Below are 24509 nucleotides of genomic sequence, written 5' to 3'. Positions count from 1 at the left end.
AGATAGAAAAGCAACCCAAATACAACCTCCATTTTCTCCGGTAATTACTCCTGTATCTGAACAAAAAAAGGCTTTATCTGTAAATGATTTTGTAAATATGCTTTTCTCTCATCATAAACCACACTACTATGAGTACACAGGCAAGCCTGACAGTTTACCTGCAGGCACTGGGTGGCAAATTTCTCGGCCAGAACGCCTACTATCCTGACAACATAGGCGTCATCCTGGAATATTCCGGCGGAACGGTTAACCTGCCATATCAGGTAACAGATGCTACAAACGATGGCATCCTCTCCCCTGCCTTTGTCAATAACAGCAGTTCTGTCTTCCCTGTTATTACACCGATTATGGAGGGCTACGGCCTTAATTTTCTGGCACCTGATACCAGTACCATTTATGGCGTCAGTCTCTTCACCCTGCCGGCCAGACAGGAAAATGCCCGGGTGACGGTAAATATTCCGGGACCTGCAGGATACCAGCAAATACAATGGCCTATAGTACTGTCTCCTGCCGAGCTTATCTACTATGCTACGATCATAGTTCCCGGACTGTTGGTGGGAGGACCGGAATTTAACCTGGAAACAGGTATGGTCTCAATATACGTGAAGATGATGTGCGGCTGCCAGATAACAGTGGGACCTGACTCCTACTGGTTACCGAATGATTTTGCAGTATATATCAATGTAGATTATGGCGACAGCACCAAATATATCATTCTGCAGTTTGATACCGACCGTAACAATTCCACCTTCACCGGGTACGTCCCGGATATAGATCAAGCATTGTCTGTCAATTTTAATGCATTGCAGGCAAGTACCGGCAATACGGGTGTCTATACACTTTTCCTGCGGCAATAAATCTGATTTGGAGATTTACGGATTTTGGAATTTAGAAATTTAGGAATTTATTAAATGCAGCAAAGATCTTCGTGTATGTATCCGCTGCATTTAACAAATTCCTAAATTTCTAAATTCCAAAATCCGTAAATCTCCATCATTCGTTTCCCCGCGCCCTTCTTCGCTGGATAAGAAGACCAACTTTCCCGTTGTTTTCTATACCTTTGGCGCTGACGCTAACACAAAGAGTTATCATGGATACCACAACAGCTGCCAGAACCGGCGCCAGACAAAGTATTGTTTCCCTGCTGCTGGCCCTGACCGTACTGGAATTATTCACAGTCATCAGCATCAGCGGGCAGGATCTTGCCAATAATCTTATTTTCCTCCTGCGGGCACAATCCAACGGCTATGTGGTGCTGTTGCTGCTGCTATTGTTTACGGTTACATTTTTTCTGGGCAGACAGGCCGGCAAGGATATTTTACTGAAAGGTAAGCATCCGGTTGCCACCGGCATTAAATATGCGCTTATTACCGGCGGCGTGGCCTGGGTATACCTGCTGGTTATCATATCCATCTTACATCTGCCGGAGGCGGTATGGAACAGTATCCTGCAGGCACAAACCATGCTTACGCTGGCTATCGTTATTGCCTGGGTATTTACCGCCCGGAAAATTAAGGCGACGGCTTAAACTACAACGCAGATATTATCTATGAGATATTACTTCCCGGCGATCATACTGCTGCTGATACACTGTATGCAGGGCTGTCAGCACACACCCGCACCTGAAACGATATTATTTCCCTTCCTGGAAAAGAATAAAACCGGCTATATCAATATCAGCGGACAAATCATCATTCCTGCACAATACGATGCCGGTGGCTATTTTTCAGAAGGACTGGCGGCCGTGCGCATGCACAACGGGTATTACGGTTACATCAATACCCGGGGCGATACCGTCATTGCGCCGCAATATGATTATGCCGGGGCTTTCTACGAAGGTATAGCCGTTGTATATAAGGGTAACCAGCCTTTATACATCAATGCCTCCGGGAAAATTCCTTTCGCGGCTCTCTTTTCAGCGCTGAGCCCTTTTACTGACGGCCTGGCGCAGGTAAAAGGTTTCAATGAGCTGACCGGCCTGATTGATAAACAGGGGAAACTGGTAGTAGATACCGTCATGTCCGCCATCGGGATATTCGAAGACGGGTATGCTGTTATACAGCAGGGAGACAGCACCGCGCTGATTGACAGGACCGGCCGCCGGGTCATTCCGTTTAACAGGTATGACGCCATCACCTATGCCGGAGAACATTGTTATTACGTCAGCCAGCCTGTTCCGGGTACAGAGAACAGCATTTTTATGCTGACAGATACCGCCGGACAGGTACTGAAGTCATTCGGCAACCGGGGAATAAGAATTGATTTCCCGTTTCAGCAGGGCCGTGCGCTGATGACGAAGTATACGGAAAATGAAGACAGCCTATGTATCCTGATGCGCAATGGCCGGGAAATTTTCCTCAGTAATACCTCAGGTACTGTTGAGCGATATGGCAACCGGATTTTTCTGCAGGAGAACAACTATTATGTACTGCTTGATATGACAGGCAGACAGCTTACACCTGCACACTTCCAGGACTTTGACCACGGTGGTTTTATCAATGGAAAAATACCGGCAGAAACGGCGGACGGCTGGGGAGTAGCCGACACTTCCGGCAGGTTGGTGATACCAGCCAGGTATGAAAAATTGTTACATTCCGGAGATTCCGGCGTGTATATTTTCTTTAAAAGTGGCGCTGTCCAGCACTTCGGACTGCTCAGCAGCCAGGGTAAAGAACTGCTGCCGGCTGTCATGAGCACCTTTAACCGCAGTGGTTTTGTAAATGGATTGCTGTACTGTATGATCAATAACCGGCAGACTTACCTGAATACACAGGGGCAGGTAGTATGGCAGCAAAAAGATACCTCTCTGCAACCGCTGAATGTTGATTATATGCAACGCAACTATTTCAGCGGATGGGGTTATCCATCTGCTTCTTCTGTTAACGGAGAAGGACGTTCGGAGAATTATTCCAGGAAGATCACACCCGCACAGGGATTCCCAGGGGCACAGGTATTACAGGTAATTGCAGCGCCGCCGGGAAAGGATACTTTTAACGAAACGTATACCGGCAGAGCGGTGTATGTGGTCAATACCACTCCCCGCTCCTTTGTCTTTAATGCAAGCGACAGCAAACTGTATATAAAAACACAGGCCCTTACCTCGAAAGGCTGGGAAGATATAGAATACCAGCCGCGCAGTTTCTGTGGCAACAGTTACCACCAGGTTCCCCTGGATGCAGGCCGTTACTGGCAATTCACGGCCCCTGTTTATCAGGGTGCTGTTAAAACCAGGTTACGTATAGCCGTCACCTATATCAGCGTTCCGGGTACTGATACGGCCGAAGAAAAAGAAGCGACAGTTTACAGCAATGAGTTTGAAGGTAGTATTAATCCGGGGCAGCTATGGAGAAAAGAAGGATACTCCCCTGAAAATATTATGGACCCGTATTATGAATAACAAAAAAAGCAGGTGATGATCACCTGCTTTTTTGTTGTTATCTGCTATTCGTATATACTTCAACGTTACAACAAACATTTACATGTTTAAACACATGAAATCATCTTGCTAATTCGATTTTCTCAATACTTACAGCCATCTAAGTAGTACTACGTAATTTTCATTCCACTCAGTTGATTGCGTAGTTATACGCATCCGGATATGCATATTCCTGCCTTAGCTTTGCATAAACTTTTAAACACACCATATTTTTTATGAAAAGAAATGCAATTGCCTTGTTTGTATTGCTCCTCACTACTGCTGTATCTGCCATTGCCCAGGTAAGGCTCGGCGTAAAAGCCGGATACAGTAATACCCACATGAAAACAGATCATACTGATTACACCCAGCGCAAAGCCGGCTGGCATGCCGGACTGATGGCAGATATCAGTATTGCCGGCAACTTTTTCCTGCAGCCGCAACTGTTGTACAGCGCAAAAGGATACCGTATCAAAGAGATTACCGTTCACGGTATTAATGGCGACTTTGTCATTCCCGGAGCTACTGTAAAACTCAGCTACCTGGAACTACCCGTGAACTTCCTCTATAAACATCAGCTGGGTTCCGGTCACCTGTTTGTTGGTGCAGGTCCTTATGCAGCATTCGCTATCGGCGGCAAGGACGGAGACAACAAAATTAAGTTCGGTAAGGGCGGCGCCAGAAGATTTGAGGCCGGCGCCGGATTCCTGGCCGGCTATGAACTGAAAAACGGTCTGCTTTTCAGTGCTACCTACAGTCTTGGATTAACAGATGTGTATGATTATGGTACCTCTAAAAATAATTATATAGGCGTCAGCGTTGGGTTCCTGCTCCCCCGCAAATAACGTCTTCAAATACTTTAACAGGCTACAGGTAACATCTTAACAAACGGAACGGGAAATCATTCCTGTATCATTGAAATCGGAAAAAGAGGCCGGCTGCTGACAGCTGGCCTCTGTTATTGTCAATTGCCTTTAAAATACTACCTTCCTGTGATTGTTATATGTTATGAGAACAGCAACACGGGCCGATAAAAACCTGGTCATCGATATTCTTTACAGCGCTTATGCAGCCAATGACACCCTGCTGGAAACCATCAGAAGCGGCAGCGGAACAGGCAAACGGCTCCGCATGCTCCTGGATTACGCCTGCGAACACACCTTCGATACCGGGAAAATTTATATCTCCGGTAACGGATTGTCTGCCGCCCTGATTCTCTTCCCCGAAACCCGCACCATCAGCCTGAACAGCCTGCTGCGCGACCTGAAAATGCTGTGCTGGATAGCCGGCTGGAAGAAAGCCATGCGGGCACTGTCCCGCGAAAAAGCCATCCGGAAATTACTGCCGCACAACGGCGTCTACTATATCTGGTTCATCGGCACGATCTCTGCTGCACAAGGCAAAGGATCCGGTACCCGGCTGATGCAGGATCTTATTGCAGACTGCCGGACCACCAACCGCACCATGTACCTGGAAGCCAGGATACCTGAAAATGTGGAATGGTACCGGCAATGCGGATTTCATACCTATCACGAACTCCGCCTCGGCAACCGGGTATGGCACTGTATGAAAAGAAGTTAATATCTTAATTATAAATCTGTTTCCATGACTTCATTCTCTCCCCCGAAAACGGCATATAGTCAGGTGTTTCCCACGCTGCGCGTCAGCGATATCAATACAGCCGTCGACTTTTATACCCGGCAGCTGGGATTTACCCTGCGTTTTACCTGGGGCGACCCGCTGCACTATGCCGGGGTCAATCTGGGAGACACCACGCTGCACCTGGCTAAAGACTCGCCATTTATCAGCGGTACTTCGGAAGTAAATTTTATTATTGACAATGCGGATGATCTGTACGCCTTCCACCTGGCCAGCGGCGTGGAAATTGTTACCCCACCAGCCGATGCCCCCTACGGCATCCGGGATTATAAGATCCGGGACCCGTTCGGTAACTTCCTCGGCTTCGGACATTACATCTACACGCAAGGTCCCCCGCTGCCGATTGAACGTACAGACGTTCCCGTAAGACTGGAAAAACGCCTTGCCGCCCTGCTGGAAGACCTGGCTGCCCACAAACATATGACCGTTTCTTCCTGCCTCGAAGAAACCCTGCTGCACACCTTCGAACGTATAGGCGACAACGTAGCCAGCCCTCACACCATCGCTACCCTCAACTACATACAGGAGCTGAAAAAGAAACATGGTATCGACTACGATGTTCACGCCAGTTATCGGTTTACAGAGCAGGCCGATAGTTAGAAGATTTACGGATTTTGGAATTTTTTGATGTTGGAATTTATAAATGCAGCAAAGATTTTCGCGAATATCTCCGCTGCATTTATAAATTCCAACATCAAAAAATTCCAAAATCCGTAAATCCGGCTTAAATCCCGGCATCCAATTATTCCAGCAGTTTCTTCAACCCTGCTTCATAATTCGCAATTTCTGCTGTCAGGCTTTCCACCAATGGTTTGCGGGCATTCTTTTCGCCTTCCAGAATGACGCCCCAGCGTACAACGGATACGTCATCGCGATCGGGCAGCGATTCTACCAGCGCTGTAACGGTAGCAGCGGTGATGCCGGCAGGCAGCGGATCCTTAATCCGGAATACAAAGAATTTGTAGGATTCATGCACCTGTTCTATTTCATCGGTACGCCTGCGGCCATCGCTGAAGGTAAGATCCCGGTAACGCGTTTCACCCACTGTACGGATGGTGGCTTCCCGGATAGCGCCGTTTGAATATTCCTTTACCTGCGGCAGATCCCGGATGATACGCCATATTTTTACCGGCGGAGCCTTGAGCTGCGTATCGTGCGTGTAGTCAGGGATGATTTTCTTCGCTGCCTGCATTTGCGCCATGGCAACGGTGCTGAAGCTGATAAGCAACAGCGTGAACAACTTCTTCATAAACATCGTTTACAGATTTATACAGTTATTTGCCGAAAATCTCTTCCAGCTTCCTGCTCAGTTCTTCTCCACGCAGGTCTTTGGCAATAATTTTACCGTCCTTGTCCAGTAAGAAATTACTGGGTACTGCACGGATGTTATATTCCTTTGCCACTACGTTTCTCCAGCCTTTCAAATCGCTGACATGCTCCCAGGTAAGACCATCATCCTTGATCGCTTTTACCCAGGCATCTTTTTTATCATCGAGCGATACACCGAGAATCTCCAGCCCCTTGCTGTGATACTTTTCGTAGTTCTCCAGCACGTTGGGGTTCTCAGCGCGGCAGGGTCCGCACCAGCTGGCCCAGAAGTCGAGCAATACATACTTACCACGGTAGTCTGTCAGCTTCACAGGATCGCCTTTTACGTTCTGCTGTGTAAAGTTCATGGCGGTGGCGCCGATGCCTGTTTTACGGGCTACTGCTTCAGCATGGGCAATATCCTGTTGTTTTCTTTTTGCCTCTTCCAGGTAAGGATACTTTTTAATCAGCTTGCCCAGCTCGGCGGCAATCAGTTCCTTATCCCTGCGCGGGTGCAGGTAATCCAGGGCGTACAGCAACACGGGGGTGTTGGGATACATTTTTATCAGCAGCTTCACGCGTTCACCCATATCATTGAAGAGCCAGTCGTACTGCCCGGTGAGCGCGCGTTCCAGGGCTGTATCCTTCGCCAGGGACGCCTTGTATTGCAGCTGCCCGTTCTGTATCATTGCCTGGTAGTTGCGGTAATTCAGGAAATTAACCTGGTTGATCAGGTTATTTTCTTCACTTCCCTCAATGAAAACATAAGGTGGATTTTTAATTCTGATAGCAGCGGTATCAATGCCCCTGAAATCTATTTTCAGGTTTTCCTTATTGGCCCATACGGTAAGACGGTCTTCTTCAAACTCATTCAGGATATAGAACTGCGGGCGGGTGGCATCCAGCTTGTGGCTGTAGGTACCATCGGCATTCAGGTGAATGGTGTCTATGGTTACCCGCTCATCGCCCACCTGCTTTTGTACCCGGAAAGGGAATTTCGCCTGCTGCTCTGCTGAAGGCGGAAATTTGATCCTGCCACTGATGGTGATGTAACGTTTTGCCTGCTGGGCGGCAGCCGGAAATGCCAGGCCTGCCGCCAGTAATGCTAACAGGATGCTGCTCCTGTGTGGCTTCATGTTCATGGTTTTTGATTTTTACTTATTGTAAGGTGGCCATCGGGATGGCCTTTGTTGTTGCTGCTTTTGTTTTCTCTGTCTGTGCTGCCGGCGTCTTTACCTGACCACCGAAAAGCGCTGCCAGTTTCTTCTCAATATTACCGTTGCCACTATCATCAAAACCGATTTCCTTCATAAGGATTTCCCCTTCGGGGGAGATCAGGTAAGTGGTTGGTACACCGGTGATGGCAAAACCACTGCCGGCAATGTTGATATTGTCCAGCGACTGCAGCCAGGGATTCTGCTCTTCTCCTACCGCCTTCAGCCAGTCTGCCTTACTTTTGTCGATAGAGATACTGTAGATGACAAAATTCTTATCCTTATACTGCTGATACACTTCCCGCATATGCGGAAAAGACTTACGGCAGGGTGCGCACCAGCTGGCCCAGAAATCTATCAGCACATATTTGCCTTTCAGATCGCTGAATTTAACCGGCTTGCCTGCGGGGTCTGGCAGCGTAAAATCCTTTACCTGCCGGCCGATAGCGGAGTTGCGCAAACCATCGGAGAACTGCCTGAACTCCCGCGCTTCCTTGGTGGCCTGCATGTTTTTGGAGAGATTTTCATACAGCCGTTCCTGTTGTTCTGCAGTAGCTATCTGCCGCGCATCTTTCAGGCTGAATACGGAGGCATAGGAATCCGGATGCTGCTTTACGAGCTTTTCCAGCAGCGGCAACAGGTATTGCCTTTGCAGCGCTTCCTGTTTCTTTTCAAAAGCGGCATACTGCGGATCATTTTCCTGGAGCCAGGATTTACCAAATTCCTGCTGCAGGGCCGCTGATATTTTCTGCCAGGCGGCTTTCTTTTCCCCGTCGTAGGCCTGCAGTGTTTCCATAGCTTCAGAACCCTTTACTACAGAGGCTGTCATGCCCTTTGCAATATCGGATGTCACCGTATAGGTAACCGGTTTATCCATGAGAATACCGAAAGGGACGTACATCTGTTTTTCTGCCATTACATACTGCGGTAACAGCATCAGGAACACGGGTTCCTTAAAAGGAATCTTAAAGGTGTAATGCCCGTTTGCTATTACCGTTGAATCATTGTACGTACGGGAATAGATATACATTTTGTTATGCCCTTTCAGGTCGCCGGTGATATTACCCTGTATCGTGATGGTCTGGGCGAAGCCTCCCGTACTGAGTAACAGACCTGACAACAGGCTGATTGTTTTTCTCATCTGCAATTGATCGTTTATACGTGAACGTTATTTTATATAACCCGGGTTCTGTTTTATCAGTCCGGCGGTGATATCAATTTCATGCTGCGGTACCGGCAGTGCAAACCGTGCTGGCGGCAGCTGTGGGTTGGGTTGTCTGCCATAGCGGATAGCATCAAATCGCGCAAAGCCTTCAAACGCCAGTTCCCGCTTACGCTCCAGCAGTATCCGGTCTATCAGCTGCTGTTTGTCTGTAAAATCAGCAACGGTATATACATGGGGTACCGGATTCTCCGTCCAGGCGCGGCTGTATACTTTATTCAGCAGTTCCACTGAAACGGGGTTTACGCCGGCAGTCTGCGCCTGTGCTTCTGCCAGGGTCAGCATGACTTCCGCGAGGCGGAGCATGCTCACATTATCGCGGATGTTGGGATCGGTAAACTTAGGCACGACGGTACCATTTTTTGTATACAACAGGCGTTCATCCTTTGCTTCGTAGGTAGTGAGAAAGCCGGGCAGTGGCTTGTAATACCCCAGCGCGTAGACGATACCATGATTATGCCCGTAGTTGGAGGTAGCGTTGTAGCTCTCCGGGAAGGCAAATATGAATTCTGCACCTATAGGGTATTTAGTGCCGCCTGCGGTATGATCCGGCCAGAGGGCAATGAAGGAAGGCGACAGCGTGTATACGTTACTGTTAAGCACCCTGCTGGCATAAGCAGCCGCCTGGGGGTAATTGCGGGCATACAGGCATACCCTGGCGGCGAGTGCGGCAGCTGCGCCTTTGGTGGCCCTGCCGCCCTGATCTACAGGATTGGCGCGTTTTTCCGGAAGTACGGCGATGGCTTCTTCCAGGTCCTGTAAAATCTGCGTGTATACTTCTCCGTTAGTACTGCGGGCCTTATTCTGGGAGCCGTCGTACCCGTCGAAAGAAGCGAGCATCAGAGGGATGCCCTGCTGCTGCATATTCCCCTGCAGGGCGCCATCGCCGTACATCTGCAGCAGGGTAAGGTGACAGAAGGCGCGGATGAATTTTGCCTCGCCTATCAGCTGCTGCTGTATGCTCTGATCAAAGTCTGCATACAGCGCCAGTTTGGTAATTACTACGTTGGCCTGGTTGATGGTTGTATAAGGCTCGCTCCATAATCTGTCATAGTTTTTATCGCGCGGGTCTATATCTCCTTTTATCAGCGCCTGATCTGCGGTACTGGCTACATCGCCGGTAATATCTCCCAGCAGGTAGGCATTGGAGCCACAGGCGCTCATCATGCGCAGGTAGGTATCCGCCAGAAAGCTCTCGGCGGTCTGCCGGTTCTTCAGCAGGTCTGCTTCTATGAGCGTTCCTTCCGGCTTCAGGTCCAGTTGTTTGTTGCAGGCTGCGCATATCAGCAGCAAACCGGTTATATAGCAGGTAAATCTTCTCATATAATTGTTTTAGAAAGATGCTTTAATACCGGCCCTCCACGTACGCGGAGCAGGCATGGTTAATTCATCGAAACCCATTCCCAGTGCTGAAGAGCCGTTGGCGCTCACTTCCGGATCAATACCGGAGTAACCGGTCAGCACCAGCAGGTTATTCCCTTCCACATACAGGCGCAGGGACTTCACGGTTCGCAGGCGTTTCATCAGCGGCGTACAGTTATACGCCAGGGAAAGGCTGCGCAATTTCACAAATGATGCATCTTCCAGGAAGCGGGAAGTCTGGCGGTTCAGCGTATAGTCATACGAGCTGCCAAAGCCTGCCGGCGACGCATTGGAAGCATTTATCAGTGCCGGAATATCCGTCTGCTGACCGGCATACTGCCAGTACTGCAGCAGGTCCGGAGAGAGATTATAGGTATTGTTTGCTACGGAGGAACTGCCCAGATAGCTGTACAGCGCGGCTTTGGAACCATTGATAATTTTATTGCCCGCCGAGAAGGAAAAGAAGCAGTTCAGCTCAAATGATTTATAGGAGAAGGTATTGGAAAGCCCTCCGAATACAACGGGCATCGCATCTCCCATATACTCACGGTGTGCATAGGGCGCATCAGGGTATTGCTTCTGTATGGGCACTTCGGAAGTTTTCCCGTTTTTGTCCTGCCACAGCGGCTGTCCGTTAGCGGGATTCACGCCGGCCCAGTTGTACAGGTAATAGGCAGTGGCGGAATGCCCTACCCGCCAGAAGCGGCCGCCATCCTGCTCATTCTGGATGGCCAGCTCTTCTTCATTGATCTTGTGCAAACGCGCTACCTTATTACGGTTACCGGAGATGTTGAAGTTGGTGGTCCAGCTGAAATCTTTCCGGATAATATTCTGGCTGGTAATGCTCAGCTCTATGCCTCTGTTGCTGAGGTCTGCCAGGTTCTGCTTCTGCAGGGCAAAACCCATAAAATAAGGCAGTACGGAATTGACGATCGCATTGCTGGTCTGACGGTGGTAATAGTCTACCGTAGCGCTGACCCGGCCTTTCAGCAGGCTGATATCCATACCTATGTTGAGGGTGGTGGTACGCTCCCACTCCAGGTTGGGATTTGCCGGCTGCTTTACGCCGATGGTATTCTGATTACCATAGGTAGCGCCGTAAACATCGATCACATATTGTCCCTGGTTACCGTAGTAGCCATTACCTCCATCGGTGCCGGTAAAGCCTATGCTGCCACGGAATTTCAGCTGCTCTATCCAGTGGTTGTCTTTCAGGAAAGCGGCTTCGCTGGGCACCCATCCGAGTGCAAAGGAAGGAAAGCCTACATAGCGGCGGTTGGCCGAAAAGCGGGAAGAACCATCCATGCGGTAGGTAATACCTGCAAGGTACTGATTACGATAGGTGTAGTTCAGGCGGCCGAGAAAGGAAACCTGCGCCCACTGCTGCTCCAGCGAACTTATCACCTTTTTGTTTTTTGCGGTGGAGATGCTGAGCATATCATCATTTACAAATCCGTCTCCCACTACGGCAGTCACATCTTCGGTAGATTTCTCGTAACTCTGTCCGAGCATAGCGCTCAGCGCATGACCATTCCCAATCATTTTATTCACGTCCAGCCGGTTGTTGATCACCCATTTGCGCAGTTGCTGCTGTGTTTCTGTGGCGTTGCCGCCAATGATCTTAGGTCTGTCAGACGTACGGCTGTAGGCGCGGGAATTAATCCAGTCAACACCTGCATCTGTATGGGCACTCAGCCAGGGCAGCAGTTTTAGATCTACAAAAACATTTCCCAGCACCCGGTTATCTATACTGTAGTTTTTACCGGTGGTAGCCATTGCTACCGGGTTGTTCACTTCATCAGGGCCGGTGGGATTATTGCCGAACAGCCAGTTGAATTTACCGCTGCTGTCCCGGATACCGATATTCGGCGCCTTCTGAATAGCGTTGCGGTAAACGGTTTGCGCGTTCAGCGAATTATTGTTCGCCTGATTCATGGACATGCTCACGCCTACCTTCAGGGATCTGGTCATCTGGTTGTCGAAATTTACGCGGCCCTGGTAGCGGGTAAAATCGTTGTTGATGATGTATGCCTGCTGCTTATCATAGCCCAGGCTTACATAGTAATTGCTTTTGTCGGTGCCGCCGCTGAGAGAGATATTGGCATCCATACCGGTGGCATCGCGCAATACTTCGTGCAGCCAGTCAGTGTTCACTCCTTTTGGAAACCTGTAATTCAGCGGGCGGTAAAAAGGATTGCCGGCTTTACCGATGGAATCTTTAACTGCAAAGAGGCGGGTATAGAAATCCGCATACTGATCGCCGGTCATGACCTGTGGCAGTTTACGCGGCGTACTGATGGAAGTCCCCAGCTGCACATCAATGCGGGCGTTGCCTTTTTTACCTTTTTTTGTGGTGATGAGAATGACACCGCCGGAACCACGGGAACCGTAGATAGCCGTGGAATAGGCATCCTTGAGCACTTCTATGGATTCAATATCATCCGGGTTCAGGGAAGCCAGCGGATTTTTCTCGAAAGTAGAGGGCTGCCGGTATTCGTTCTGCACGCTGTTACCGCCAAAGCTAAAACCGGAGAAAGCGCCTTTATTGAAATTGACTGTATTTACATTCTGATCTATACCATATACAGGCACGCCGTCTACCACTATCAGCGGTGTGTTGCCGTTAGGGTTCAGCGTGCTGATGCCGCGGATGGTGATATTGCTGGCGGCGCCGGGTACTCCGCTGGAGGGCGCAATGAATACGCCCGGCAACTTGCCTATCATGGCCTCATCTACGGATAGCGGCATCTGTCCGGGTAGTTCTGATGCCCTGAAAGTGCCGACGGATCCCAGCAGGTTGCGGCGTTCCTGTACGCCATAACCGATGACGACAGCTTCGCTCAGCCGCGATGCGGCTATACTCATCATCACCGGTAAGGTGGTAACTGCGCTGCTAACTTTAACGCCTGTACGTACTTCTTCAGCGTATCCTACGGAAGAGTAGCGCAGGGTATAACTTCCCTGTGGAAGCGTTATTTCGTAGATGCCTTCCGGGTTGGTAACCGCATAGTACCTGGTACCGGTAACGCGTATGGTCACGCCGGGAATGGCGGTGGTGGTAGCGGCTTCTGTGATATGCCCCCTTATCTTTCCGGAGGCCGGCTGCTGTAAAGGGCTGGCAGGGACTACCTGTTTTACAATCAGCACAACGCCATTTTTTTCTTCAAAGGTGAGCGGCGTTTTATGAAGCAGTGTTGTCAGCACTTTCTCCAGCGGCTCTTTTACAAATGTTACTTTTTCTATCCGGTACCTTGACAATTCCTGGTGATCGTAACCAAAAGAAAGACGGTAGCCGGTTTCCAGCTTTTTAATACAGGATGCGAGAGATTCATTTTCAAAGGCAGCAGTTACTTTTACCTGCTGTAAACGTTGACTGTAAGCTTGGGTGGCAGACAGGAGACTGATACTTCCCAGTGAGAACACTGTAAACAATACGCTCCATCTCGTCAGGCTACGTATAAACGCCAGCGTAAGCGATTTTTGCATATATTTGGTTGATTTTAGTGTTAGCTAAATGCATACAAGACATTGTATGATCCAACCGTACCTGCGCCAACAGGTGCGGTTTTTCCTTTACAAAAGGACATAACATCTCCGGGGATGGTGGTTGTTATGTTTTCCCATCCCGGTTTTTAATGGTCCTGGCATCCTCCCCTATGCGGAATTAATTTTTACGGTGAATCGTTATTTCATGCTCATGTATATCATACTGTAACGGATGTATGCTGCTGATCAGGTCCAGTACCTGCGTGACGGACAGGCTATTCCTGCAACGCAGGGTGTATTCGTCCTGTTTCATTTCTGCAGGATTGTAGCGGATACGAACGCCGTACTGGTTTTCCAGTGTCAGCGCCACTTCTGCAAAGCCCGCCTGTTGCAGGTTAATCATCCCATTTGTCCATTCATTGATCTGATCGTTGTCTACGGTTGATTTCATATACTGCTGTGCGGAACGGCTGTACGTCAGCTGATCGTTGGCACTTAGCACATCCAGGCCCGTCTGGTGATGCAGTACTTTTACCATACCTGTTTTCACGGTGACCTGTGTTTCATCCAGCATGGGATAAGCTTTTACATCAAAGGAAGTACCGAGTACCTGCACGTTTATTTCGGCGGTATGTACTTCAAATGGCCTGCGGGCATCCGGTTGTATATCAAAGAACCCCTCTCCTTCCAGTTCTACGGTACGTACATCTGCGAAACGGCGCGGGTAGTGCAGTTTTGCGCCTGCGTTTAGCCATACCCGTGAGCTGTCAGGCAGCACTACCTGCTGTTGTTGTCCGGGGCCTGCGACGACGGTCAGCATAGTATGATGATCCTGGTAGCGTTGCAGGAACAGCAGACCGGTGATCAGTACGCCCGTCAGTACCGCTGCGGCGGCCCACCACTTTCTATAGAATGGTACTACGCGGGCAGGCGTTTCCTCCAGCTGCAGATGGATCTGCCGGAGCATATCCGACTGCAGCTGCTGTTGATGGGCGTCGTCACGGAACGCCTGCTCCGTCTGCATATCCCGGGATTCATACCAGTCATGCAGCCATTGCAGTTCTTGTGGAGTACAGGCGCCGGTTTCGAGCCGCGATAAGATCTGTGCTATTTTTTCCTGATCGTGCACGCTTTAACCGTTTTCTGTAATATATGACACCGGTGAAGAGAGGTGGTACTATGCGGGCAGTAATTTTTTTTTGAGAAAGATTTATTTATAGGCAGCCAGCCTGTCGCGCAGGCGTTTCAGGGCGTTGCTAAGCTGGTTCTTGACCGTCTGCTCCGAGATGCCCAGCTGCGCTGCCATTTCACGGACAGAGAGATTATCCTGGCGGCTGAGGAGATACACCTGCTGCATTTTCTCCGGCATATCCGCAACGGCGGCGGCTATCAGCTGCTGTATTTCTGCCATCACCAGCCGGTCGTCTGTACGGGTCAGCACCGCCGGCGGCAGCGCGGCGAAAATGTCCAGGTGCTTCTGGTAATGCTGGTGGCTCCGGAAATGATTGAGGATACGGTATTTGAGCGCAACGTGCAGGTAAGCAGGAAGCTGTTCACGGATCTGCAGCTCGCGTCGTTTACGCCATAGTGAAACGAATACCTCCTGCAGACAATCTTTTGCATCTGCATCATTTTGTAATCTGGCATATGCGGCTATGTAAAGCTGTTCCCAGTATCTGCGATACAATTCATCAAAGGCGGCTTTATCATCATATGCCCGCATACGCTCCAGCAACGCTGTATCCGGCACCTGCATCAAACACCAAAGGTTTAAACGTAAATATAAATAAAAGCATTTCACATATGCAAATGTCTCCGGTAAATAGCTGCCTGTTTTTATATCTCAAATTTCATTATGCATTTTTTCACCTTATCATGAAAACAAAAAAGCAGGTGTATTAAATATGTCTGTCCCAAACCGCTATCCCTGCGGGTTTCTGCAGCAGTACCACGAGAAGCCCCTTCTTCTGCATAAAGAAAAATTTTTAAAAAGGTCGGTTGCATACCGGTCTTTTTTATTTAAATTCGGTCTCTGAAACTTACTAACCCATTAACTATCCTTTTATGGAAACAAACAAATTCGTTCTGGCCGACGTTGCTGTTGGCTGGATCAGAAGGTGGCAGGAAATGAAACCCGCTTTCTGTGTAAACGCCTTCACCATTCCCATCTCCGATCTGGGCAGCGCATTTGAGGAAGAACATTTCAAAACTATCCGGGTATATTTCGGGCTGACAGAAAGTAATGAAATGAAGCTGGTAGTAGTAGGAACAGATCACAACAATAATGATATACTGGTAGATGCTTCCCTGGAAGCCACCCTTAAAACGAAAGGCGGCAGGAACAAGATTTTCACCAATGTTACGGATGCCCGGGTTGGTTGTTTTGACGTATGCCGTCCCTGCCCGCCGATGTGCGGCACCAGCCTTTTGACGACTGCCCTGTTGTAACTGATGAAGTTTATGCATACATGAATACTTTTGCATTGGGATTAGCGGATATTGCCAGCTATGCCGCTATTCCCTCACTTATATTCCTGGTAGCACAATATCGCTGGCGGCACAGGGCCTATTACCCTTTACTGATGATGATTCTGGCTGATTTGCTGTTAACCGGCAGTCTTTCTGCGTGGCTAAGCCACCGGCGAATCAATAATCTTTTCCTGACCCACTGCTGGACCATCACAGAATTGCCGTTGTGGGGCTTCTTCTTCCTTACCCTGTTCAGAGATCATAGCAGGCAACAGCGGCTGGTAATTACCGGCATGATTACAGGTGTGGTATTCGCGATCATCAATATGATCTTCATACAACCTCCCTCGGCCTTTAACTCCAACGCCAGAACGGTGGCTGCGCTGATAGAAATATTTTTCTGCCTGCTGTATTTTCTGAAATACCCTGACACGGAAGATACAGGCGGATTCTGGATAGTGGCTGCGCTGCTGGTTTACAATGCCAGCAATATGTTGCTTTTCATGCTTAGCAATTATCTGCTGCAGCTGCCGGATAAGCGGAACTTTATGATAGCCTGGTCAGTCAATAACATCTTACTGATTGTGTTATGCCTGACTATTATACCGGACTACTACATCAGGAAACCAACGAACCATGGAGGATAATGGCATATACCTGTTATTTTTTACAGGTACCGTTACCTTCTTTCTCTTATCACTGTTTATTGTACTGCTGGTGATGAATCAAAAGCAGCGCAACCTTCAGGCAGGTATCCGGGCGGCTGCCACCGCCACCGCCTACCGGGAGGAGCTGTTACGCAGTACGCTGCAGGCGGCGGAAAAGGAAAGAGAAAGAATAGCGCGCGATCTGCACGACGAGATGGGCAGCCTGCTGTCTGTCTCCATTTCCCGGCTGAAAAATAATCTGCCTGACCAGCAGGTAGTATTACCTGTGCTGGAAGAAGCACAGCAGACAATCCGCAGAATTGCTTTTGACGCCTTCCCTGGCAGCCTGCAGCTATTCGGACTGCGACATGCCCTCCGGATGCTGATTAGCAGAGTATCCGCCATACACCCCGCTATCACGCTCCAGTATGAAACCGGTGATGCAGCACTTAGCAAGGAGGTGTCGTTGTCCGTTTACCGGATCCTGCAGGAACTGCTGACCAATACGCTGAAATATGCCGCAGCAGCCAATGTACACATCTCTGTTACCTGCAGCGAAGCACTGCTTGAGCTGCAATATGAAGACGACGGCGGCGGGGCGGATATGGATAAGATTTCGCCGGGTTCAGGACTGAATAATATTTATACCAGGATATTACTGACAAAAGGCGCTTGTCATATCAGCAGCCAGCCCGGTGGCGGCTTCCGTTTTCAGGCGCACGTCCCGCTTATACACACTGACCATGACCATTAACATAGCACTCGCAGAAGACCAGCATTTGTTCCGGGCAGGATTGCTTTCCCTGCTGGAAGCCATACCCGAAGTATGTATGCTGTATGACAGCCCTGATGGAAAAGCCTTTCTGGACGCTTACCACAGCGCTGCCATCAAACCGGATATATGCCTCATCGACCTGGAAATGCCACATATGAACGGCAGCGAACTATGCAACGCACTGATACAGGAACAGGCAGACACCAGGATGATTATCCTGTCGCAGTACTACGATGACATCACCATCAGTGCCATGTTTGAAAAGGGCGTACACGGATATCTGTCGAAAAATACCAGCATCAGCGAATTACGCGCTGCTATACAAAGTGTGCATCAGACGGGCTACTATATGGATGACCATACGCTGACGGCTATACGTACCAGCGTATCCCATAAATCTGCCCCTGATATGGCCCTCCTGCTCAGTCGCCGTGAAAAGGAAATACTGCAGCTCATCTGCCAGGAATATACCAACCAGGAAATAGCGGAAAAACTGTTCCTCAGCAACCGCACCGTGGAAGGACACCGCAACAACATGCTATGTAAAACCGGCAGCAGAAACACCGCCGGCCTGGTAATTTTCGCCCTCAAACATGGAATCGTTACCCTGAAAGAACTGTAAAATAAAAAAGCCGGAAAGAATTCCGGCTCCTATTGTTAATTCTGAATCTATAGAGAGGATCATTGACATACCGGTGCTTTCGTCTGACAGGGAATGATGCCGCTGAAGCATTCTTCATTCCCCGGACAAGAGATACTCGTTTTGGTAGTGGTCGGCGCTCCGCCACGTACCTGATACTGATCCGCTGCCTGCAGCGCAACCAGACTGATCTTTTTCAGTTGTAATTTTTTCGGAAAGTGCTTTTTCATCTTGATATGATTTTTATTTCTCCATAAATTACGAAAAGATTACCACGATAGCAGCACACACCCACAGACAACTACTAACTGCGTATAAACAGCAGCCTGAACCCTATAAATGCATTTTGGAATTTTGAGATTTCGAAACTTTGGAATTTAACATGCAGCGGAGATATACGCGAAGGTCTTGCTGCATTATAAATTCCAAAATTTCGAAATCTCAAAATTCCAAAATCCTTTACGGGTCCTCATTTATAGATACCCATGCAACCTTGTGTCTGGTTGGGTGTCTTTAATATAACAATGATCATTGTTATGTTAAAACTGATGCTTTTAATCAGCTGTGGCCTAGTCTTAGGCCGCAGCTCTGGCCAGAATATGCCCAGCCTGTTATTGGATCGTAATATCAATGCTACATTTTCTATTGTGGGATATGACAGTCTTCGGCAGGAATGGGGTATTGCAGTAGCTACCAATAACATCTGCGTTGGTAATTCCACCATCTATATAGCACCTGGTACGGGTGCTATCGCCGTTATTGCGGAAACGGAGCCGGCCTATGCCCTGAACGGTTTGCAGCAGCTGCGTCAGGGATACAGTATGGCGGAAGCGATTCATTTTACGCGTGAAAAGGATCCGGAGGCACATTACCGCCAGGCAGGCGGTGTGGATGCTAACGGTAACGCCTATGCGTTTACCAGGCAGGCCCTGCAATACTCATTGCTAAGGTCCCTGAAATAATGGAATATTTTATTATTTTTTTATTTGAGATTTCTATTTGTGGTTTATGCCCACTGAAGGAGATTTTCGGATTTTCGGATTTTTTGATTTTGGAATTTTAATATAGCGGAGATATACGCGAAGATCTTTGCTGCATTTTTAAAAATTCCAAAATCAAAAAATCCGAAAATCCGAAAATCTCCTTCAGTGGGCATAAACCACAGATAGAAATCTCAAATAATAAAATAATAAAATAATAAAATTATTTAAGTGCTTCCGTCAGTTTCTTGTCCAGTGTTTCGCCGTGGCAGCCTATTTCGATGATGTTGCCATCAGGGCTTATCAGGAAGGAGGCTGGGATGCCAACGATGCCGTAGGCGGCGGCGGCAGGGCTTTGGGAGCCTTTCAGATCGGAGGCTTGCGGCCAGGTCATTTTGTCTTCTTTCATGGCCTGCATCCATTTATCCTTTTTCTCATCCAGAGAAACGGACAGAATGGTGAAGCCTTTGTCTTTGAACTTTTCGTAGGTGGCTGCCAGCTCAGGCGTCATTACCCGGCAGGGTTTGCACCAGCTGGCCCAGAAATCCAGCAGTACGTATTTCCCTTTGAAGTCGTTCAGGGATACCGGTTTGCCGTCAACGTCCTGCACTGCTACCGGAGGGGCCGGCTTGTGAAGGAGGTTCATCATTTTATCGGCGCCGCCTGTCAGGTTCGTCATCATTTTTTTTATGGTGAAAGTATTGCGGGCATTGGGTCCCAGCTTACTGATGATATCTTTCAGTTCGGTGGAAGACATAGCGCTAGACAGCAACGCGTTCAGCACAAAAGACGATACGCCCGAATTGGGATGCTCCACAACCCATTTCCTGGCGCCCTCCACAATTTTCCTGTTTATTCCCTGCAAAGTAGCAGCAGCAGTATTGAATGCATCATTATCTCCAACTGCCTGCGCGTCAGACATTCTGTTTTCCAGGTCATTTTTCTGTTTGCCCAGCGTATCATTTTCCAGCAGGTTATGATACAGGTCCATCCAGTCGGCAACAAACGGGCTGCCGGTCATCTTTACATTTTTGAAGTACGGACCGTCGCCGGTAATATCCATCTTACCTGCTTCCAGGTACAGGAAGGTGCCGTGCTGCTCGTTTCCGTCCAGCCCCACCTGCATGACGTAGGTGGTGCCGCCCTGGCTCATATCGATATTAAAATGATAGCTGCCGTTTTTAACATAGGCAGTATCCACAGTGTTGGGCAATGGCCCCCAGAGCAGTACAGTATCTCCTTCCGGCAGTCCTTTGATGCGTACATTCATTTCCAGCCGCTGGGATGCAGCTTCGGCACTATTGATTTTAGCAGGCTTGCTCTTCTGTTGTGCAATGGCAGGAAAAGATGCCAGCAGGCCAAGTCCCAGTAATAGTTTATTCATATTATATGATTTAACGGATGTGAGATGAACATTTTTTACAACGTGGAATTATAACCGGCAAACGGATGAAATATGGCGGAAGAAGCATCAGTTCTTCATACTGTTCATTTTATAGCAGTTGTCAACATGCTGCAGGAAGTCTGCGTCCGTTGGGTATCCCAGCCAACCGTTCAGAAAATTCCCGTCTGTACCGATGGCCACCCAGCGGGGAACGGAAGTCAGACAATACCGGTCGCGTATCGGTACGATCAGGGGATTTTTACTATCAGATGGCACAAACAGATTATTGACGCCATCGATACCATGCTTAACAGAAGTTTCTTTCCAGAATGGCTCTGATCCTTCTCCTTCCCAGGCGACAGTCAGGAAAACAATATCATTTTTATCTTTATACATGTCACGTGCCTTATGGTAAACAGGTAATGCAGCAATGCATCCCGAACACCAGGTAGCCCAGAAATCTATAATCACCACCTTGCCTCTGAAATCAGACAGCCGTACTATTTTTCCCTCGCTGTTCAACAGTGCAAAATCATAGGCTGGTTTTCCGGGAGCCAGCTGACTGTAGGCATTGTAGAGAGAATCTATCTTCTTCATGCAGGGAGTACCGGGAGTAAGCCTTGCCTGCAGCAACGGGTACATGTGCCGGAGATCTCCTGAAAAATAACTGCCTCTTGCTTCCATGACAAAAGCTTCCTCTCCGATGACTTCTTTCATATAAGTACTCTGTGAGCCATGGAGGATTTCATACAGCTTACTCATGGTGGTGAGGGTGCTGTCTTCCAGCTTCCGGCCGGTCCACCATAACATAGCGGCCTGTCTGATTACATTATTATCCCCCAGGCCGGAAAATCCTGCCGACATAATATCTATGCTGCGGTTGCACCAGCTGCCATATTCCTTTGGAGGCAGCAGGGAAGGATATTTTGTCAGCAGCGCATGCTTCACCAGCAATTGCCTGGTCTGTTCAAATGCTTTCAGTATCGCCAGGTTTTCTGCATCTGTTATTTTCGCCTTTGCAATTATCTGCTGCACCTGCTGCTGGCTGTGACTGATAAATTCATCAGCGGCATCAATACTCTCCGGATTTCCGGACTGATGATAGATACTGTCTATCAGATACGGTAACTTGTTTCTGCCTGCAGAAGGGCCGTTCCAGATAACGTTGTAAATACCGGGAGATTTCAGGGAGAGTGACATCTTTACCTGATCTCCGGAATTTACCAGTGTGGCAACATTGTTAAAGTAACAAATCTGACGTGTAGCCGGTAACGTGCGGGTAATGGTTGTCAGCGGTTTTGATGTATTCAGGAGAATTACTTCATTCCGGAAGTCGCCGGGCCTGGTATCCTGGCGGTTAAAAAAGGCAACTCCGTTGCCGCCGGGTGTTACTTTCACCTCGATGCCGGTAACCGGCCCCGGGCCGGCATTTACGCCGATACCTGCAGAGAGGGTCAGCGCCAGTAATGATATTTTTTTCATAGCAGACGAATTCATTTAACTAAAGGCAACCTGAGGGAAAAAAAGGGTGAATGTAAAAAGAGATAATTACGGATGATTGCCGATAGCCTGCAGATCAACATTATATTTATCCTGGAAGAAACTGATGACAATGTCATATTTTTTCCGTGCCCATCCGCGGGTATCATAGGCCGGGTTGAGGAATGCAGCATTCATCTCTTCCTTCGTACGGCTGGTAATAGCACAGACGTATGAACAGAAATCCCACAGGGCATTTTCCCGGACTTCAAAACTGTAGTGATCTTCCAGGATACCATATAATTTTTCACTTCCCTTTATTGCCTCATAGTTAAGCGGCGTCAGGTTCACAAATTCGGTGGGGATGATCATAGCACCGCTGGCAACCGCCTGTTGCATATAGGAGCGATGCATCCATCCGCGCATTCTTTTGCGGGCGGCAGGTGATTGCAGCAACAAAGTGCTGTCTGCCCACCCGATGGCCAGCATACTATTGGTAGCACAGAAACCTGTCTGGGCGCGTTTTGGAGGCGCCGGCAATTTGGTCTGGCGATCTATCCCGATAGTATCTATATAGGCGCAGAGCAATATTTTAAATGGCATTGTCTTTATCAGGAATTCATCCGGATAATACTCCATACATTCCTTTCTGAAATATTCCAGCGTACTTTTTATATACGCAGGATTGGCAACTGCTGCTGTTCCACTGATACTTCCACGGAAGTCATAACTAAAATCCCGCTGTGTAAAACGATACAGTATATAGCTGCTGTATTTTTTATGAAAGCTGACGATAGAGTCATCATAAGGCTGATTGCCCTGTGGCAGTGAATAAAAGTCAGGTACTTCGTCCGGACTGATGACCGCTTCCTTATTACAGGCCGCGAAGATCAGGCATAGAAGAGCCATACAGGCAGCCCACAGTAAGCGTGATATATTACAACACATAAAACATATTTTACAGGATTATTTATTTGGGCAACCGCAGGCCTCCCAGCTGCTGATTTTGCTGCAGTTTCGGATTCCTTATTAACGCTTCCCTGGGTATTGGCAGCGTGTATTGCGGATCACCTTTCTTCAGTTCGTAGATCTGCTGCGTATACAGGTCAGGCATGTAAATATGCCGGATGGCCGGCATGCCATAGCGACGGAGGTCGAACCAACGATGACCGGCCTCATGAAAAAGCTCTCTTCTGCGTTCTTCCCGGTATTTTGCCAGCAGTGCATCTCCCGGCATCAGCGTCCATTCGGCGAAATGGCCGTTGTCAATACGGGTAATCCGTAGCTTATTCAGGTCATTGAGCGCGAGCTGTGCGGCGCCTGCATCTCCTTTTGTTCTGTACAGCTGGATACAGGCTTCTGCACGGTTCAGATAGGCCTCTGCAGTACGCATGGTGAAGCTCAGATCTATGCCGCTCAGCTCAGCCGGATATTTCAGGCTGCTGTAGTCAGACGTAACGTAGGGTTTCATAAAGTCAGGTATCTGATAGAAGTAGGTACCGTTGCGCAGATCTCCCGGCTCAAAGCTTTTTATCAGCTCTGGAGACAAGTCATATCCCTGACCGGTACCCAGGGAGGTAAAGCTCTGCTGAGAGCCGTAACACCAGATTGTTTCCACTCCTTTCAGCCCTGTCAGCTGCATCGAGGTCGTGAACGGATCCCCCCATTCTTTCAGGTTGGCCAGCGGCGGTGCATATTTAAGCACATAGTCTGCATGGATCCTGGCTTTCTCCCATTCCTCCATATACAGATAAACCCTGCTGGCCAGCATGTGAGCTGCCACATGCGACATACGATACAGGGGCTGTACGCCTTTGAACTGCTCCAGCAAGGTGATACCTGCTTCAAGATCTTTCTGTATCTGATCATAGACTTCTTTCACTGTTGCCCGTACCGGCAGGGATTCTGACAAATCAGGAGACAGCATCAGCGGGATACCCGGGCTTTTGTCAGGCGTGGTGGAAGAATCGTTATAAGGTCTCGCGTAAAGATTTACCAGCTGAAAGTGATACAATGCGCGTAACGTATAGGCTTCACCTTTATATTTCTTCTTATCATTGTCAGTGCCGATGGAATTATCCAGATAATGTAAAGCTACATTGGTTCCCATGATAAGCTTATAATAGGTACCCCATGAATTCAGTGTATTTATTTCAGGGTTTCCGGCATTGATGGCCAGATCAATAAAATCCGGCTGCCACTGGAACATTCCACCGTTGCTGAGAATCGTTTTCTGGTTTTCTTTGAGCGCTTCGCCGTTAAAGCATTGTATGTCATCATCCATCAGCACCAGGTAAGGCTGTAAAATCATAGAGGTACCGGCGTAGCCATTGGAATATAAGATCTCTCCGAATTCTTTCGTTGTTGTTGGCACTACAGCTGTCTGCGAACGTTCTGCAAGAAACTTCTTGCAGGAAGTCAGCACCAGCGCTAATAATGCAATAATTACAGTCTTCTTCATACTTGCTG

The 24509-nt window shown here is 48.6% G+C and carries 24 protein-coding genes; 11 read left to right on the top strand and 13 right to left on the bottom strand.

All coding sequences use genetic code 11. The annotated features are described in order from the left end of the window. Nucleotides 1–128: 128 nt before the first annotated feature. The 6 genes from GWG06_RS00640 (at nt 129) to GWG06_RS00615 (ending at nt 5674) form a co-directional block, all read left to right on the top strand. On the top strand, nt 129–857 hold the full coding sequence (locus GWG06_RS00640) for a hypothetical protein (RefSeq protein ID WP_160710800.1): 729 nt from the start codon (nt 129–131) through the stop codon (nt 855–857). A gap of 233 nt (nt 858–1090) precedes the next feature. Continuing rightward, complete coding sequence (locus GWG06_RS00635) at nt 1091–1528, top strand: hypothetical protein (RefSeq protein WP_160710799.1); 438 nt, start codon at nt 1091–1093, stop codon at nt 1526–1528. 21 nt (nt 1529–1549) lie between these two features. Next, nucleotides 1550–3397 carry a WG repeat-containing protein gene (locus GWG06_RS00630; RefSeq protein WP_160710798.1) on the top strand — a complete coding sequence of 616 codons (1848 nt, stop codon included), beginning with the start codon at nt 1550–1552 and terminating at the stop codon, nt 3395–3397. A 254-nt stretch (nt 3398–3651) separates the two neighbouring features. Beyond that, nucleotides 3652–4260, top strand: a complete 609-nt coding sequence (locus GWG06_RS00625) for a porin family protein (protein WP_160710797.1) — start codon at nt 3652–3654, stop codon at nt 4258–4260. 163 nt (nt 4261–4423) lie between these two features. Then, nucleotides 4424–4996, top strand: a complete 573-nt coding sequence (locus GWG06_RS00620; protein WP_160710796.1) for a GNAT family N-acetyltransferase — start codon at nt 4424–4426, stop codon at nt 4994–4996. A 24-nt stretch (nt 4997–5020) separates the two neighbouring features. Beyond that, nucleotides 5021–5674, top strand: coding sequence for a VOC family protein (locus GWG06_RS00615; RefSeq protein WP_160710795.1), 654 nt, complete (start codon nt 5021–5023; stop codon nt 5672–5674). Nucleotides 5675–5816: 142 nt separating this feature from the next. Here the strand turns inward: GWG06_RS00615 and GWG06_RS00610 are convergent, their stop codons facing one another. The 8 genes from GWG06_RS00610 to GWG06_RS00575 all read right to left on the bottom strand — a co-directional run bounded on the left by GWG06_RS00610 (nt 5817) and on the right by GWG06_RS00575 (nt 15670). Then, nucleotides 5817–6323, bottom strand: a complete 507-nt coding sequence (locus GWG06_RS00610) for an SRPBCC family protein (protein WP_160710794.1) — start codon at nt 6321–6323, stop codon at nt 5817–5819. 25 nt (nt 6324–6348) lie between these two features. Further along, nucleotides 6349–7518: a peroxiredoxin family protein gene (locus GWG06_RS30505; RefSeq protein WP_235938066.1), complete on the bottom strand. Its 1170-nt coding sequence runs from the start codon at nt 7516–7518 to the stop codon at nt 6349–6351. A 22-nt stretch (nt 7519–7540) separates the two neighbouring features. Next, entirely contained in the window at nt 7541–8737 is a 1197-nt protein-coding gene (locus GWG06_RS00600; protein ID WP_160710793.1) for a TlpA disulfide reductase family protein, read from the bottom strand. Between the two features lie 27 nt (nt 8738–8764). Beyond that, the gene (locus GWG06_RS00595; protein WP_160710792.1) at nt 8765–10141 is read right to left on the bottom strand and encodes a RagB/SusD family nutrient uptake outer membrane protein; all 1377 of its coding nucleotides are present in this window, start codon (nt 10139–10141) and stop codon (nt 8765–8767) included. A 9-nt stretch (nt 10142–10150) separates the two neighbouring features. Beyond that, nucleotides 10151–13666 carry a SusC/RagA family TonB-linked outer membrane protein gene (locus GWG06_RS00590; protein WP_160710791.1) on the bottom strand — a complete coding sequence of 1172 codons (3516 nt, stop codon included), beginning with the start codon at nt 13664–13666 and terminating at the stop codon, nt 10151–10153. A gap of 178 nt (nt 13667–13844) precedes the next feature. Continuing rightward, entirely contained in the window at nt 13845–14795 is a 951-nt protein-coding gene (locus GWG06_RS00585; protein WP_160710790.1) for a FecR family protein, read from the bottom strand. 81 nt (nt 14796–14876) lie between these two features. Continuing rightward, nucleotides 14877–15422: an RNA polymerase sigma factor gene (locus GWG06_RS00580; RefSeq protein ID WP_235938099.1), complete on the bottom strand. Its 546-nt coding sequence runs from the start codon at nt 15420–15422 to the stop codon at nt 14877–14879. Between the two features lie 80 nt (nt 15423–15502). Then, nucleotides 15503–15670, bottom strand: a complete 168-nt coding sequence (locus GWG06_RS00575; RefSeq protein ID WP_160710789.1) for a hypothetical protein — start codon at nt 15668–15670, stop codon at nt 15503–15505. A 60-nt stretch (nt 15671–15730) separates the two neighbouring features. Here GWG06_RS00575 and GWG06_RS00570 point away from each other — a divergent pair, with 60 nt between their 5' ends. Genes GWG06_RS00570 through GWG06_RS30500 form a run of 4 tightly spaced genes read left to right on the top strand, consistent with a single transcriptional unit; the run spans nt 15731 to nt 18179 of the window. Next, the gene (locus GWG06_RS00570; protein ID WP_160710788.1) at nt 15731–16114 is read left to right on the top strand and encodes a hypothetical protein; all 384 of its coding nucleotides are present in this window, start codon (nt 15731–15733) and stop codon (nt 16112–16114) included. Nucleotides 16115–16134: 20 nt separating this feature from the next. Continuing rightward, nucleotides 16135–16782 (top strand): hypothetical protein, encoded by a 648-nt coding sequence (locus GWG06_RS00565; protein ID WP_160710787.1) that lies wholly within the window; start codon nt 16135–16137, stop codon nt 16780–16782. Next, nucleotides 16772–17536: a sensor histidine kinase gene (locus GWG06_RS00560; RefSeq protein ID WP_160710786.1), complete on the top strand. Its 765-nt coding sequence runs from the start codon at nt 16772–16774 to the stop codon at nt 17534–17536. Before GWG06_RS00565 ends, GWG06_RS00560 begins: the two co-directional genes overlap by 11 nt. After that, entirely contained in the window at nt 17526–18179 is a 654-nt protein-coding gene (locus GWG06_RS30500) for a response regulator (protein ID WP_160710785.1), read from the top strand. Before GWG06_RS00560 ends, GWG06_RS30500 begins: the two co-directional genes overlap by 11 nt. 59 nt (nt 18180–18238) lie before the next feature. On the opposite strand, the gene GWG06_RS00550 is transcribed toward GWG06_RS30500, so the two are convergent. Further along, nucleotides 18239–18427: a class I lanthipeptide gene (locus tag GWG06_RS00550; protein WP_127033744.1), complete on the bottom strand. Its 189-nt coding sequence runs from the start codon at nt 18425–18427 to the stop codon at nt 18239–18241. A 306-nt stretch (nt 18428–18733) separates the two neighbouring features. On the opposite strand from GWG06_RS00550, the gene GWG06_RS00545 reads away from it, so the two are divergent. After that, complete coding sequence (locus GWG06_RS00545; protein WP_235938064.1) at nt 18734–19159, top strand: DUF1028 domain-containing protein; 426 nt, start codon at nt 18734–18736, stop codon at nt 19157–19159. A 241-nt stretch (nt 19160–19400) separates the two neighbouring features. On the opposite strand, the gene GWG06_RS00540 is transcribed toward GWG06_RS00545, so the two are convergent. The 4 genes from GWG06_RS00540 to GWG06_RS00525 all read right to left on the bottom strand — a co-directional run bounded on the left by GWG06_RS00540 (nt 19401) and on the right by GWG06_RS00525 (nt 24501). Then, a complete protein-coding gene (locus GWG06_RS00540; protein WP_160710783.1) occupies nt 19401–20561 on the bottom strand; it encodes a TlpA disulfide reductase family protein in 1161 nt (386 codons plus the stop codon). Nucleotides 20562–20648: 87 nt separating this feature from the next. Beyond that, nucleotides 20649–22043, bottom strand: a complete 1395-nt coding sequence (locus GWG06_RS00535; RefSeq protein ID WP_160710782.1) for a TlpA family protein disulfide reductase — start codon at nt 22041–22043, stop codon at nt 20649–20651. 66 nt (nt 22044–22109) lie between these two features. Then, nucleotides 22110–22988 carry a hypothetical protein gene (locus GWG06_RS00530; protein ID WP_160710781.1) on the bottom strand — a complete coding sequence of 293 codons (879 nt, stop codon included), beginning with the start codon at nt 22986–22988 and terminating at the stop codon, nt 22110–22112. A 22-nt stretch (nt 22989–23010) separates the two neighbouring features. Further along, entirely contained in the window at nt 23011–24501 is a 1491-nt protein-coding gene (locus GWG06_RS00525; protein WP_160710780.1) for a RagB/SusD family nutrient uptake outer membrane protein, read from the bottom strand. Between the last annotated feature and the right edge of the window lie 8 nt (nt 24502–24509).

Source organism: Chitinophaga solisilvae (genome assembly GCF_009928525.1).
Lineage (GTDB): Bacteria > Bacteroidota > Bacteroidia > Chitinophagales > Chitinophagaceae > Chitinophaga > Chitinophaga solisilvae.
The sequence above is the reverse complement of the archived record's forward strand: the minus strand, read 5'-3'. Positions and strand labels throughout refer to the sequence as shown.